The following is a 14,275-nucleotide window of genomic DNA, read 5'->3' as shown; positions in this document are numbered from 1 at the left end:
TCGGCTGTGATGTCCAGCACCGTTCTTGAGGAGATTGCGCAAGTGGAGGCGGAGATTGATCGAATCGAAGCCGAAACGATCAAGCATATTGAAGCGCCGCCTGCCGATCAGGTTCAGCAACTTGAGCTTCTCGGCAAGGCGCTCCTATACGATAAAAACTTGTCGGTGAATCGCAACCAAGCGTGTGCCTTCTGTCATATGCCGGCGACCGGGTTTTCGGGCTCGGTGTCGCAGATCAATCAGACGACCGCCGCTTACCCCGGTTCTATTCGAACGCGATATAGCGAACGGAAGCCGCAGAGCCACAGCTATGCGGCCTTGTCACCCGTGTTGCACGTCAATCCCGGCCAGAACGATCTGGTAGGCGGAAATTTCTGGGACATGCGCGCGACCGGCAGACGCCTCGGGAGCGCGGCTGCCGAACAAGCGCAGGGGCCTCCTACCGACCCGGTCGAGATGGGGCTTCCAGATATCGCCTGCGCGGTCTACCGCGCATCGCAGCGCCCTTATCGTGCTCTGTTCGAGCGCGTGTGGGGGGCGCAGGCGTTCATCATCAATTGGCCGGCGGACACTGACGAAATTTGCGATCGGCCGGGCCCGCCGCCGGCAAGTGACCCGTTTCCGGTCCATCTCGGCCTTTCGGACCGGGGCCGCGTTTCTTCGACGTTTGATCAGATGGCGCAATCGATTGCGAGCTATGAGATTTCGCCGGATCTCGCGCCGTTCTCCTCGAAATACGATGCGATGTTGGCGGGCAAGGCAACGTTCGAGGTGCCCGAACAGCGTGGCCATGCGCTTTTCACCGGTAAGGCGAACTGCAATTCCTGCCATCGAGATGGAGGCCCCGGAGAAGACCCGCTCTTCACGGATTTCACCGCGAGCAACATAGGCATTCCAGCTAACCGGCGGCTCCCCTTTTACACCGAAGACAAACCCGATTCCTACGGATATGTCGCCAACCCCAAGGGCGCGTCGTTCGTCGATCTAGGGGTCGGCGGGTATCTCGCTAATGGTCATCCGCTAAGTCAGCCGTCCGCGATCGATCCGCGTTGGAAGAAGTTAGCGCCGCAGTTCGTGGGACGATTTCAGGTTCCAACGCTTCGTAACGTTGATAAGCGGCCGCGACCCGATTTCGTAAAAGCCTATGGGCACAACGGCTATTTCAAGAGCCTCAAGACGATCGTCCATTTCTACAACACACGTGACGTGTTGCCCCGCTGTGGCAACGACGATCCGCGCGAGGGAGCCGGATGCTGGCCGGCGCCGGAGGTGATCGAAAACATGAATACATCCCATATCGGGCGGCTTGGCCTCACGGATTCCGAAGAAGATGACATCGTGAGTTTTTTGAGAACGTTGAGCGACGGCTTCACGCCGGTTGAAAAATGAATCATGCGGCCGCTGGTGGCGGATACCGGTAGCGGCACGTAACACAATTTCTTCGCTGATAGATCGGAGTGAGATCATGGATCTGCAGAGCGCGGACACGCGGGACGCCAGTGTCAGCACGACCCTGAATGCGGCGCGGGTTGCCGCGGCAATGTCCCTCGTCTTGGTTTACTGCGAGGCGGCAGCCGCGCAACCTGCGGCGACTGCGCCGCTCTCCGTCGGCGTGGTGGCGGCGATGCCGCGACCGATTACAGAAACGAATGAATTTCTAGGCCGTATCGAGGCGACAAATCGCGTCACCATCGTTGCCCGGGTAACGGCCTTTCTTGACAGCCGCCTCTTTGAGGAAGGTGCCGAAATCGAGACCGGGGTCAGTCTGTATCGTTTGGAGCGAGCGCCATTTGAGGCCGACCTTGCCGCTAAGCAGGCGACCGTGGCGGAGCTGCAGGCAACTCTGGAGAACGCGAAACAGACGACAGAGCGGGCAAAGGCTCTGCTAGGCGGTCCGGCCGGGCAGCAGAACATTTTCGATGCTGCGATCGCCAGTCAGCGCAGCCTGGAAGCGCAGGTCCAAGGCGCACAGGCGCAGGTGAAACTGTCGCAGATCAATCTCGGCTATACCGATATTAAGTCGCCAATCGACGGCAAGATTGGCAGAACCGGCGTTACCGAGGGCAACGTGGTGAGCGCGAACTCTGGTGCGCTGACGACGGTCGTGAGCCAGGATCCGATGTATGTCACGTTTCCGGTTTCCGTCCGTCAGCAGGCGGCTCTTCGCGAACGCTATGCAAAGATCGGCGGTTTCAGCGCGGTGACTATCAAGTTGCGCTTGCCAGACGGTCGCATGTACGGGCAGGCTGGTCAGTTAAATTTCGTCAACAACACCGTGGCGCAGGGCACCGATACCGTTCTTCTGCGTGCGACGATCGCCAACCCGCCGGTGAAAGGGTTTTCCGCCAGCAACGGTACTGCGCGCGAACTCATAGACGGCGAATTCGTTACTGTCTTTATGGAAGGGCTCGAGCCAGTTCAGGTCCTCGCCGTTCCGCGTTCCGCGGTCTTGGCCGATCAACAGGGCGATTATGTATTCACTGTTGATGCCGACGATAAAGTCGAGCAGCAGCGCGTCACGCTCGGACAGTCGACCAAGACGGTTGCATCCGTGACCAGCGGTCTGAAGTCGGGTGATCAGGTGATCGTCGAGGGATTGCAGCGTGTGAAGCCGGGGCAGATCGTCTCGCCAGGCCCGGCAAGTGACACGGTCCTGTCGGAGCTAAATAGACCAGCAGGCGCCGCGCCGCCAGTAAAAGGAAAGACAGCGACGATGCCGGTGACGGGAGCGAAGCAATGATCTCCTCGTTCTTCGTTGATCGACCGCGCTTCGCAATCGTGATCGCGCTGGTCATCACCATCGCCGGCGCGCTTGCTATGCTAAACATCCCTGTCGCGCAATTTCCCAACATCGTGCCCCCGCAGGTTACCGTTTCCGGAGTGTTCCCAGGCGCTTCGGCAGAGGTCGTCGAGGCCAGCGTCGCCCAGCCGCTGGAAGCACAGATCGTTGGCGTCGATCGTATGCTCTACATGAAGTCTACCAGCGGCAACGACGGAACGTATACGTTGACGGCCTCGTTTGCCCTTGGAACGGATCCAGACATCGACACAGTCAACGTCAACAACCGGGTTCAGTCCGCGCTGTCGCAACTTCCCGCAGAGGTTCAGTTGCAGGGTTTGCGTATTCAGAAGAAGTCTTCGTCCATCCTTCAGTTTATCGTTCTTTATAGTGAGAATGGCGAACAGGATCCATTGTTCATCTCCAACTACGCGATCATTAATCTGCTCGACGAGATCTCACGCGTACAGGGCGTTGGCCAAGCTAGCCTGTTTGGAAAACTGAATTACTCAATGCGAATCTGGTTTGACGCGCAGCGGCTGACGAGCCTGAATCTCGCGCCGTCGGATGTAATCGCGGCAATCCGCGCGCAGAGTGTTCAAGCTCCCGTGGGCCGCATCGGGGCACGGCCGATTAGCAACACACAACAGATCCAGTTAAACGTGCAAACTCAGGGGCGGCTGACGACGGCAGAGGAATTCGGCAATATTGTGCTCAGGGCTGATGCCCACGGCGGCGTGCTGCGTGTCAGCGACGTCGCTCAGGTTGAAATCGGCGCGCAGAGCATGGACACCGAGTCTCGAATTGATGGTAGATCGGGCGTGCCGATCGGCATTTATTTGTCGCCCGGAGCGAATGCCGTCAGTACGGCGAAAGCCGTACAAGAAAAATTGCAAGAGCTGAAGAAGCGATTCCCCGCTGGCCTCAACTATCTCGTACAATACGATTCCACGACTTTCGTTGAAGACACGATTAGAGAAGTGTTGAAGACGCTCGGAGAGGCCTTTGTTCTGGTCGTGATCGTTGTCTTCCTATTCCTTGGTAACCTGCGCGCCACCATCATTCCCGCGGTGGCGGTACCGGTCAGCCTGATTGGCACGTTCGCGGGACTGCTTGCACTGGGTTACAGCGCGAACACGATCACGCTGCTGGCCATGGTTCTGGCAATCGGGATCGTTGTCGACGATGCGATCGTTGTGGTCGAGAACGTCGAACGCGTGATGGAGCAGGAACCCAACCTTTCCCCCGCCGACGCGACTAAAAAAGCGATGGCGCAGATTACGGCACCGATCATCGCCATCACGCTGGTGCTGCTCTCTGTATTCGTGCCCATCGCATTCATTGCCGGCATATCAGGCACACTGTTTCGGCAATTCGCCGTCACCATCAGCGTGGCCGTGCTCGTCTCGGCGTTGAACGCTCTGACGCTGTCCCCCGCGCTGTGCGCCGTGTTTCTGCGGCCGACCGGTTCTCGCTCCGGCATCCTCGGCCGCGTTCTCACCGGTATCGATTGGGTCAGAGACCGCTATGCCACTGGCGTTCGCGCGCTGCTGCGGAAATCGGCTCTCTCATTGCTGCTCGTTGGGATTTTTGCAGGTGGCGTATTTGGCCTGTCACGGGTCACACCGACAGGATTCCTTCCGGAGGAAGACCAGGGAGCGTTTTTCGTATCGGTGCAACTGCCGGACGGCGCATCTGTGGCACGAACTAGCGAGGTCGTCACGCAGGTGGAAGGGATCGTGAAGAATATGCCGGCGGTCGAACACACGTTGTCGATTATCGGATATTCCCTCTTGGACGGTGCAAGCGAATCGAACTCAGCGTTCATGGTGGTCCGTCTGAAGCCGTTCGCTGATCGCACGCAAGTCTCGGAATCCGCGCAAGCGCTGATCAAACAGACATTTGCGCAAAGTTCGCAAATCCTTCTCGCCAACGTTCAGCCATTCAACCTGCCGCCGATCATCGGCCTGTCGACCAGCGGCGGCTTCGACTATCAGCTCGAGGCGCTCGAAGGACAAGACCCGGTGTCCCTCGGCGCGGTGGCAAGTGGACTGATCAGTGCGGCGAACCGCGACCCGTCCCTTACGCGCGTGTTCTCGACTTTTACAGCCAGCAATCCCTCGATCTATCTCGACATCGATCGCTCAAAGGCGGAGACCCTCGGCCTCAACATCAGCGACGTGTTCACGGCGTTGCAGGCGACTCTGGGCGGCATCTACGTGAACAACTTCAATCTCTATGGGCGAACTTGGCAGGTCAATGTGGAGGGAATCGCGACCGATCGCGGGGAGATATCGGACATTTGGCAGATCTATGTACGCAACAATCAGAACGAGATGGTGCCGATCCGGTCGATCGCCAGTATGAAGACGGTTACGGGCCCTCAGGTGATCACGCGCTATAACAATTACCGTTCCGTCTCGATCAACGGCAGCCCGGCCCCGGGCGTATCTTCGGGTGACGCGCTTCAATCGATGACGCAACTTTCCGGGAAAACACTGCCGAGCGGCTACGGGTTCGAATGGACCGGGACGGCTTTCCAGGAGCAGCAGGCTAGCGGCCAGACGGGGATTATCATGGCTCTCGCTGTCCTGTTCGCTTATCTCTTCCTCGTCGCGCTGTATGAAAGTTGGATGATTCCGGTACCGGTTCTGCTGTCCGTGGTGGTCGGCGTCTGCGGGTCCTATCTTGCGGTCAAGGTCGCCGGCTTGAATCTAGACCTCTATGGTCAGATCGGCCTAGTTGTGCTTATCGCGTTAGCAGCCAAGAACGGTATCTTGATCGTAGAGTTCGCCAAGGACAGACGGGAAGAAGGCGTTGCTATTCTGGAGGCCGCTACATTGGGCGCGCAAATGCGTTTTCGCGCGGTCATGATGACGTCGATTGCTTTCATTCTGGGCCTCCTTCCGCTTGTGACGGCTACAGGCGCAGCTGAAATCAGTCGGCGGGCGGTTGGCACCGCGGTGTTCGGCGGAATGCTGGCGGCGAGTTCAATCGGGATCTTCCTCGTGCCGATGCTCTACGCGACGTTTGAGCGCCTGCGCGAGCATGGAAAGGAATTGCGACCGTCTGAGGGAAAATCAGCGCCGTCTCTCGACGAGACTGCCTGACGAGGATGGACCGGTATTATGTAAGGTTGTAGGAACGCGCACCGGTGCCGGCCAACTGACCATGCTCGACGATGACGTACTCGGGCCGAATAGATCTCCCTTCCAGAAAACATTGAAGAATCTCGAGAGTACCGGCCGCATAGCGGGCTTGTGCAGAAAGCGAGCTTCCTGACATGTGCGGTGTCATTCCATTGTGCATCATGGTTCGCCAAGGATGATCTACCGGTGCCGGCTGAGGGTACCACACATCCCCAGCGTAACCGGCGAGCCGGCCGGAATTCAACGCTCGCACCACGGCATCCTGATCGCACAGCCTGCCGCGCGCACAATTAACGAGATAGGATCCGCGCTTCATCAGCCCGAGCAAGTTATCGTCGAACATGCCCTCTGTTGAGGGGTATAGGGGAACTTGTAAGTTGACGATGTCGCAGGCCTGGACCAGAGATTCGGGTGTGGCATGGAATGTAAGGTTCAGCTCCCTCTCAACCTCAGCGGACAGACGGTGTCGCTGGTTGTAGTGGAGCCTGACATCGAATGGCTTGAGCCGACGCAATATGGCCAGTCCGATACGTCCGGCGCCAATCGTGCCAAAATGCATCCCCTCAATGTCATAGCTGCGGCTCACGCAATCGGCGATGTTCCAATCGCCTTCGACGGCATATTCATGCGATGGCAAGTAGTTGCGGACGAGCGACAACACCATCATGACCACGTGTTCGGCGACGCTGATGCTGTTGGAAAAAGTCTGCTCCGCAACCGTGATGCCGCGCGCTGCCGCAGCTTTCAGATCGACGTGATCGGATCCGATCCCAGCTGTTAGCGCCAATTTAAGACACCTGGCTTTCGCGATACGGTCGGCTGATAGATATGCAGGATAAAACGGCTGAGAAATCACGACGTCCGCGTCTGCGAGGTTCGTTTCGAACACGGAATATGGCCCGTCTCTATCACTTGTAACGATGAGTTGGTGGCCGTGAGATTCGAGATAAGCCCGCAGTCCCAACTCTCCCGAGACGCAGCCTAGCAACTGCCCAGGTTTGAATCCGAGCGGTGCGCGCGGACTGGGCAGCGTCTGGCCGTCGGGGTAGGTCGAAATGACGGGGATATCCTCGCGAGCATAAGCTGGTGGATAGCCGGTGACCGGATCGGGATAAAGAACGCAAAGAATTTTCATTTTTGCCTCGCAACAAACTCTGACAATTTGGCGCATGATCCGAGACGGGCCTAAGGATTGGGCAAGGAGCGGTACTGAAGTGCCTGGCGAAATCCAAGCAATTCATACTTTCCTCGTACATTCGTAATGAGGCTGCCAGGAGCAAAAGTTACCTTCAGCTGATCGGTGACAAGCAGATCAGTGCAGCTGTTTTGCAAAAGGTAAGAAGTTGAACCCTTGCTGCTAAAAACCTCGATACGCAGCGAGGGGCCGAGCTCCCCCGACAGGCACACGCGGTAATAGGCCGGGCTTGCCACGTTAGCGAGAACGATCGATGCCTGCGGCACCCCAGGGAGGGTAAACCACCCCTCACTTTGCTCGCCGGGCACCTGCGCTACGACGGAAGTAGATACAAAAAAGCTCAGCACAAATGCTGTACTTACGCTCTTGATGCTGTGGACTCTCATCAGTAAGCCCAGCCGAAACATCGGCCCTGGGATCGATACAGCCGCTGATATTGCGGACCATTCCAGCATCCATCTATGAATTCGAATCCATTATTGATACCTACACGATTCTGAAAGATGCTCCCGCTGAATGAGCGCGGCTCCGAAAATCCGGAAGTATCGTAGAATCCATTTCCGTCGAAGCGACGCAACCCGGAGATCCGTCTGAATCGCGGGGGCCAGCGCCGACTTTCAAAACGAATGAATTGTCTCTCGTTCCTCGAGAAATCACCAGCGGCAGTTTTTAACTCTCCGCGTGTCGGTCGGCCGACGGGACCCGCGGCAACATCGTCATTTGAGCAATTTTCGAAGTTCGGACCCATGGCCGCCGTGTTGTCACTCCATAGGCCGATAACAAGGAAGACGCTAAGCATCGTCGCTGTGCGGATTGAAGGCATGACAAAATGATCTCTAATGTTATGGACGAATGCGGTGTTGACGGTCCGACTAGATTAAAGCACTGGCCCCGACGAGCCGAGTGAATTGTCGGGAAAGCGCGTGAAGATTGGGGAAGGCAAAGGTAGTCAGCGTCATAGCGAAGGCGCAGGGTCCGACGCACGGTACCCAACCGACGATATTCTCTGTTGCATCAACGGCGCTCTGTCCAAAACTGTTCTCTCTAGATGAAGCTTCCATATCTGTGTTCAGATGCTGCCAAAGAGCGTCACATGAAGAGATGATCGTTAGAAATCCATCCTGCGAATCGGAATAGCGGGATGTATTTGGAAAGAACCAGTCGCTCGGAGGAGATAACCTCAGGCTAAGAGCGTCACCTCGGACCGACCCATGCTTCGTGCTCGACAAACTGTTCGTCGGCGCGTGTCGGGTGATTTGGGCTTCCTATCAATACTAAGGAAAACATGAGTTTGACTTTGTATGTGGAGAGATGAGTGAGAATTCGGCGTTCGCGCCGTCCAGAACCTTGGGGGTAACGTTGCCTCCTAGGTGCCCGCTTGGGCGTTTCCTCCCTTAGACTTGGGCCGTCTCTGTAAGCAGGGGCGGCCCCTTTTTTATTGCCATGCATTTCGGGCACTGGTCGCTGACCTCCATTTAGTTTGGTAAGCGCATCGCGGTCGGTTGAATCAATAACGATGTCAACGGTGACGAAATACAAACATTCAATCAGTTGAGACTCTAAACCACGGCAGAAAATGATTTCGCCGATACCATGGAGTACTGCGATGCGATTTACGATATTGACGGCAGCCGTTGGAATGGCCGCCCTCGGGGTGTTCTCACAACCGGCCGCTGCTGCCGTCAAATACCCCTACTGCGCTCAGGGATCGAATAGCACGGGATGTTGGTATAAAACTCTCGCGCAGTGTAGAGCGGCTACTTCCGATCTTGGACGAGATTGCATAGTGAATCCAAAGCTCAGCGTTTCTCGCCAGAAGACAGCTAAGAAAGCATTCGACTGACAGTGCGCTGCCCGGGTGCGCTGGAGAAAAAAGCGCGAGCGCACCCGGCTCAAATCGAGACACGACGCTAATCAACATAAAATGTGGAAGGTTCTTGTGGCGAGGTTTTCGCGAGACAAGAAGCGCAGGGATCCGGCGCTGATACCGGCTTTGTGGAATTTCACAACATTGTCTCGTGCAAGCTCAAGCACAATCCCCAACGGGTGATGCAACGCGAACTAACCGCTCTTTCAATCTCCCGTTAAGCTAGTTCATTATCTGGCGAAGGGCGGCTTAATGAACCGCTCGAGCCGTCTTCAAGATGGCCGACATCCAGATTCCGTCGATAACGCCAAGTGAAAAGCCAGTCGAGATCCCGGCGATGCACAGCATCGACGAGTGCGCCGCGAACCGTCGGCCGCGTCGGGGAGAAAAAAAGCCGAGTAGAGTATGCCGGCAATGCCTGCCGACGCCAAGCAAATAGCTTCTGACCCTATTAAAGTCACCTGCTCATGCCACAATATTGGGTACGTGGAGAAAGCTCGCTGTCACCTTTTCGTTGACAGAGCAAAACAGCTTCTCTCCGTTTCCCGGTATTCGTTCATCTGTGGAATCGACCGACGGTCGTGAAATATATCAGACAGCATGTCTGCTTGAATCGGCAAGTCGATGTGAGACGTGAATCCCTCAAACGCGGCGTTCATATTCTCAGTCGCCTTGTTTGCCGAGTCGCATCGATGTCCGGGCTCAGCGCGTCCCCCCGTCTGACCCCAGAGCCGCCCTTCCCCCGGAGGGCGGCTCTTTGACGTCCTGTGATGCACACTCCAGATGTCAAATGACGTCAATGGCGCTGGCAAGAGCGTGTGATTCGGTAACGCGAGAGCAATTGTTAAATACCCACAGACGAAGTAGGTCACTTATGCAGCTCCACCCTCAACAATCAGGATGCTGCCATGACGCAAAACTCAAACTTGTCATTTCGCTACGCTCTAGAGAGCCAGAAGCCACGAATCGGAGCTGGCGGTACAACGCGCGGTGCGTCGGTACATGAGTTTCCAGCAAGCGTCGGAATCGCCGGGGTTTCAATGCGTCTTAATGCTGGTTCGATGCGCGAACTGCACTGGCATGCCAATGCAGCCGAATGGGGTTACGTCATTTCGGGACGTTGCCGCACCACGTTGCTCAATCCGGATGGTCCTACTGAGACCGATGAGTTCGGGCCGGGTGACTGCTGGTATTTTCCGCGCGGATGGGGGCACTCGATCCAAGGCATCAGCACTGAGGAATGTCATTTTATCCTCATGTTCGACAATGGCAATTTTTCCGAAGACCACACTTTTAGTATTACCGACTGGTTAGCACATACGCCAGCGTCAGTCGTGGAGCAGAACCTCTGTGTGGGCTCGAGTGAAGTAGCGAAGATGCCGAAAGCCGAGGCCTATTTTGCGAAGGGGCCAGTTCCAGATAATCGCTCACGAGATGCCTCACCCAGAGCATACCCTGAATTAGTTAGCACTCACCGTTACCCGCTTCTGGCTCAGCAACCGCGGCGCGTGGCCGGCGGTGGGACCCAATACATCGCATCCGTTAAAGAGTTTCCCATCTCAGTCTCCATGGCAGCGTCAGTGTTGGAGATAGAACCCGGAGCTTTGCGTGAACTGCATTGGCACCCCAATGCGGATGAGTGGCAATACTACATCGAGGGCCAGGCTGAGATGGCCGTGTTTCTCGCAGAAGGTCAGGTGGTCATCGAGCAATTCAAAGCGGGTGACGCCGGATATGCCCCAATGGGATCCGGTCACTATATTCGGAATACGGGTGATGGCCCTCTGCGGGTGCTCATCGGGTTTAACGACGGCTTCTATCAGTCAAACGATTTGAGCGCATGGGTCGCGGCAAACCCGCCTGACGTTCTCTCTAGCAATCTCGGCGTCTCGCGCGCCACGGCCGATAAGCTTCCGCACGGCTCTCTATTCATGATCCCAGGGACCGAGGATCGTTAACGTCTCACCGAGCAACGGCGTTGCGCGGCGACCATCTGCCATTCAGCGTCGTTGTTCTTTATTGTATCCCTGGCTTAATGCGAACCGAATGTCTCGGTTTCTGCGCGGGACATGTTTCGCAATCGCGTGCGCTCGTGCATCGATAAATCGATCTTGTGGTTTCATCGACCAATTAACGCCCGGTGACCATCTTCGAGTATTACGCTGGATATAGCATTTGGAAAAAAAATTCGAGTAAGATCAAAGGTCCGTCGAGATACTTCTTTGGCTTCTCCGTGTGCTGCTGTTTGCGAATTCGTTCGCCCGCTGCACGTTGTTATTATGCTCCCTTAATCACAAAAGTTTAGCCAGCAGTGCGCTTTCGAAGTTTTCGTGCAGACGTCGAAGACGTTGGTTTGAAGCAATCTAGAGTGCATCCGTATTTGATTAAGAAGTTGTCGGCACCGCGAGGCAGAAAATGCGGATTAAAGCAGTTGGAATTCTGACCGGTATCCTCATAACCTTAATCGTCAGTGTTGTTAGAGCTCACGATAGCGGGCAGTGGGAAGCAGCTGATCCGTTGATACGCGAGTGGTACCGAAGCCTGATGCAGCCTGATCACCCCGAGCGAAGTTGTTGCGGCGAAAGTGATGCATATTGGGCGGACGAAATTCGAATACGCGATAACAAAGTCTTTGCTGTGGTTACAGATCCGAGGCCCGACGGGGCTTTGATGCGGCCTCACGTCCCTGTCGGCACTGAGGTGGAAATACCGAACCATAAGCTCAAATATGATCGGGGGAATCCGACGGGTCACTCGATTCTCTTCATGGCTCGTAGCGGTGTAGTTTTCTGCTTTGTTCAGAACACGGGAATCTGATCGCGAGAAAGTATTCGATGGTTTGATGCGAGCTTTTTAATAGAAATGATTGTTTGTCCTAACGATGGCGTAGAGTTCACGAGAGGACTTGCAAAGTTAGGCGTGTACTCATAAATCACGCGTTTGTCGGGGAGCGTGAGGAATGTCCGCTATCCACCGTGTTACAGACTTAAATTTGAGATCGCCTCAGGTCCGAAAGGTGCCAACAGCAGATGCTGCGCGCCAAGGCGTCTGGTCTGCGATCGAGAGTCAGCGCGTCAGCACGAGGTGGGTCGCCAGCTGCGTTGGGACCACCTCCGCCACCCGATAGCCAAGGCCCGGTAGGTCGACGCCTGCGAACAGGGATTCACCGCGGCCCAGAACGACGGGCGACAGCGCCAAGTGCATCTCGTCGATTGCTCCTGCGAGTAGATACTGGCGGACAGTCGCAACGCCCCCGCCTATCTTTACGTCCAGGTCGCCCGCGGCAGCCTTTGCCTCGGCAAGCGCCGCGTCGATCCCGTCGGTAACGAAATGGAAGGTCGTCCCGCCCTCCATCACGATTGGCGCCCGGACATGGTGGGTGAGGATGAAGGTCGGCGCGTGGTACGGCGGATTGTCGCCCCACCAGCCCTTCCAATCGGGGCCGCCCCAATCGTCGCCGGCCGGCCCGAACATATTGCGGCCGAGAATGAAGGCGCCGAAGCCTTCCATTGCGGCATCGGCAAAGTGGTCGTCGGTGCCCCCGTCTTTCCCGATCATCGATCGAAAGGCCAGGGTCGGGAAGAACCAGTTCATCAATTCCTGGCCCCGTTTGCCGAGCGGATGTTCCAGGCCCTGGTCCGGACCGGCCCCGAAGCCGTCGATCGACACTCCAAACCCAGCTACGCGTACCTTGCCCATCCGGGCCTCCTTTTAATTGTGAACTGACTCAAGACGAATGGGCACGTGCGTTTCCGACACCATCAGCCTCCTTTGACACAAAACCTTTAGAATTTCCGACCTTCGCTGACTCGGCTGGGGAAGCCAGTCCTGTTGTGATGGTCCGTAATGGGTCAATCGCGTCACTTAGACTGTGCGCCGATCATTTCCGGTCTGCCCTCAACTCCCAACATGCCGCTGCGCCACAGTAACCGACGCTTTCTGCCATCAGGCGACATCACCAAGATTTGGACCTAATTGCTACACGGGTAAACCCGTCGGAATTGTCGGCCCGAAACTTTGTTGTGAAAATCTTGATTTCTGCATGTTTATCCGATCCGGCGTGCAGCCACCGTTGAAGCCATGTTGCCGTTCTGCTATGTTTCTCTTCTGCGCAACTTGCGAAGCAAGATGGGGCACCATCGGGAAGCGCAGATCGTGAGAGCCGATCGCCTGGGCCGCCGAGAAAATTGATCTCGGCTCATCTAATTCGATGGAGCCCAGCCAATTATGGTTCATGATTTGAAATCACAGCGTAGCCTTCGTTATGGCCTTAACCCCATCAGGCGGGTGCATCTACAATCAGGCGCGATGTTGCTGGCTGATCGAGGGTACGACGCAGACGGGATTAGAGCATTCGTCGGTGACCGAGGTGCGTGTGCTAACATTGCTCCGAAGCGAAATAGCAAAAACCCAATCTGTTTTAGTCGATATTTGTATCGGGCACGCAACTTGGTGGAGCCCTTCTTCAATAAGATCAAGCAATGCCGGCGCATCGCCACCCGATATGATAAACTGGTCGCAAACTACCTTGCCTTCATTAAACGCTGCGATTCGGATTTGGCTGCGCGCTTATGAGTCCACGTTCTAGATAGCGTTGGCGGCTACCCGTTAGCCCCGATCAGCCCCTCGGGAATGGCGTAGAGCCCGAAGATTGCACTTTAGACAATGGTCTATTCAGTAACGCACATCAGTTGCGGTGATGCCATGCAGTTTGCAGATAGACTTTGGAAGCGTCGCCGGAATACTTCTTTGCTTAATAGTGCTGCATGACAGAATATTGTGTCTCCTCGCTGGATGCCGCGACAAAGCGCCTACGCGCGAGAAGCAACTGCCCGCGGTCGCTGGCGTCCGTCTGCAACGTGAATGCCCGGCCTGCCGATAGAAATCGGGAAGGCGGTATTTCTCGTCGGCGGCGATTCTCACGTCCATCCACCATCCACCATGCACCCATGTGGTCAGAGATGACTGCATGCCGGCATTAAAATGCCGGCGATGTTGGCTGGAAGCTCTCTGCCGTCCTTCGAACTGCGGCAACAAGTCTGCTAAACACCCACGAAGAAGAGCGACGTCCTGTCGCGCAAATGGCTCTGCCATGCGTGATGTCGGCGGCCGTCGCTACTATTCGAATTGGCGTGAAATCGAACTCGCGTCGCAAATGACGTCGAACCCGCAGCACGAAGCTCAAATGCACGTTCCGGCTCCGGAGAGCTTTGCAACGATATGTCGCTTTTAGAAAAACCGACACCAAGGTATCATTGACGATGGGCCTAAATACGATGGAAGTA

General features: G+C 56.1%; 8 protein-coding genes, 2 pseudogenes and 1 riboswitch. Of the genes and pseudogenes, 7 read left to right on the top strand and 3 right to left on the bottom strand.

Translation table 11 applies throughout. The annotated features are described in order from the left end of the window. The first annotated feature begins 9 nt into the window (after positions 1-9). From AB8B02_RS18790 to AB8B02_RS18780, 3 genes are all read left to right on the top strand, one after another. Complete coding sequence (locus AB8B02_RS18790; protein ID WP_439064810.1) at positions 10-1,389, top strand: cytochrome-c peroxidase; 1,380 nt, start codon at positions 10-12, stop codon at positions 1,387-1,389. Between the two features lie 76 nt (positions 1,390-1,465). Further along, positions 1,466-2,740 carry an efflux RND transporter periplasmic adaptor subunit gene (locus AB8B02_RS18785; RefSeq protein ID WP_439064809.1) on the top strand — a complete coding sequence of 425 codons (1,275 nt, stop codon included), beginning with the start codon at positions 1,466-1,468 and terminating at the stop codon, positions 2,738-2,740. Further along, a complete protein-coding gene (locus AB8B02_RS18780) occupies positions 2,737-5,889 on the top strand; it encodes an efflux RND transporter permease subunit (RefSeq protein WP_439064808.1) in 3,153 nt (1,050 codons plus the stop codon). Before AB8B02_RS18785 ends, AB8B02_RS18780 begins: the two co-directional genes overlap by 4 nt. A 16-nt stretch (positions 5,890-5,905) precedes the next feature. Here AB8B02_RS18780 and AB8B02_RS18775 read toward each other — a convergent pair whose 3' ends face one another. Continuing rightward, complete coding sequence (locus tag AB8B02_RS18775) at positions 5,906-7,063, bottom strand: NAD-dependent formate dehydrogenase (protein WP_439064807.1); 1,158 nt, start codon at positions 7,061-7,063, stop codon at positions 5,906-5,908. A 50-nt stretch (positions 7,064-7,113) separates the two neighbouring features. Then, positions 7,114-7,509 carry a hypothetical protein gene (locus AB8B02_RS18770; RefSeq protein WP_439064806.1) on the bottom strand — a complete coding sequence of 132 codons (396 nt, stop codon included), beginning with the start codon at positions 7,507-7,509 and terminating at the stop codon, positions 7,114-7,116. Between the two features lie 1,190 nt (positions 7,510-8,699). On the opposite strand from AB8B02_RS18770, the gene AB8B02_RS18765 reads away from it, so the two are divergent. Next, positions 8,700-8,966, top strand: a complete 267-nt coding sequence (locus tag AB8B02_RS18765) for a DUF3551 domain-containing protein (RefSeq protein ID WP_439064805.1) — start codon at positions 8,700-8,702, stop codon at positions 8,964-8,966. Positions 8,967-9,898: 932 nt separating this feature from the next. Continuing rightward, a complete protein-coding gene (locus AB8B02_RS18760) occupies positions 9,899-10,948 on the top strand; it encodes a cupin domain-containing protein (protein WP_439064804.1) in 1,050 nt (349 codons plus the stop codon). A gap of 1,108 nt (positions 10,949-12,056) precedes the next feature. On the opposite strand, the gene AB8B02_RS18755 is transcribed toward AB8B02_RS18760, so the two are convergent. After that, entirely contained in the window at positions 12,057-12,689 is a 633-nt protein-coding gene (locus tag AB8B02_RS18755; protein ID WP_439064803.1) for a dihydrofolate reductase family protein, read from the bottom strand. Positions 12,690-13,091: 402 nt separating this feature from the next. Then, a riboswitch (ZMP/ZTP riboswitch) is annotated at positions 13,092-13,173 on the top strand. A gap of 110 nt (positions 13,174-13,283) precedes the next feature. Here AB8B02_RS18755 and AB8B02_RS18750 point away from each other — a divergent pair. After that, positions 13,284-13,578, top strand: a pseudogene (locus AB8B02_RS18750) (transposase); the annotation flags it as partial. Positions 13,579-13,993: 415 nt separating this feature from the next. Further along, positions 13,994-14,149: pseudogene (locus AB8B02_RS18745) on the top strand (hypothetical protein); the annotation flags it as partial. Positions 14,150-14,275 lie beyond the last annotated feature (126 nt).

The sequence above is a fragment of the Tardiphaga sp. 862_B3_N4_1 genome, assembly GCF_051811085.1.
Classification (GTDB): domain Bacteria; phylum Pseudomonadota; class Alphaproteobacteria; order Rhizobiales; family Xanthobacteraceae; genus Tardiphaga; species Tardiphaga robiniae.
Note: the sequence above shows the minus strand (reverse complement) of the source record. Positions and strands in the feature narration are given on the sequence as shown.

What these genes read in the sequence shown, in the direction of transcription:
- AB8B02_RS18790 (WP_439064810.1), top strand. Translation starts at nt 10, where the DNA reads ATGTCCAGCACCGTTCTTGAGGAGATTGCGCAAGTGGAGGCGGAGATT.
- AB8B02_RS18785 (WP_439064809.1), top strand. Translation starts at nt 1,466, where the DNA reads ATGGATCTGCAGAGCGCGGACACGCGGGACGCCAGTGTCAGCACGACC.
- AB8B02_RS18780 (WP_439064808.1), top strand. Translation starts at nt 2,737, where the DNA reads ATGATCTCCTCGTTCTTCGTTGATCGACCGCGCTTCGCAATCGTGATC.
- AB8B02_RS18775 (WP_439064807.1), bottom strand. Translation starts at nt 7,063, where the DNA reads ATGAAAATTCTTTGCGTTCTTTATCCCGATCCGGTCACCGGCTATCCA.
- AB8B02_RS18770 (WP_439064806.1), bottom strand. Translation starts at nt 7,509, where the DNA reads ATGAGAGTCCACAGCATCAAGAGCGTAAGTACAGCATTTGTGCTGAGC.
- AB8B02_RS18765 (WP_439064805.1), top strand. Translation starts at nt 8,700, where the DNA reads ATGATTTCGCCGATACCATGGAGTACTGCGATGCGATTTACGATATTG.
- AB8B02_RS18760 (WP_439064804.1), top strand. Translation starts at nt 9,899, where the DNA reads ATGACGCAAAACTCAAACTTGTCATTTCGCTACGCTCTAGAGAGCCAG.
- AB8B02_RS18755 (WP_439064803.1), bottom strand. Translation starts at nt 12,689, where the DNA reads ATGGGCAAGGTACGCGTAGCTGGGTTTGGAGTGTCGATCGACGGCTTC.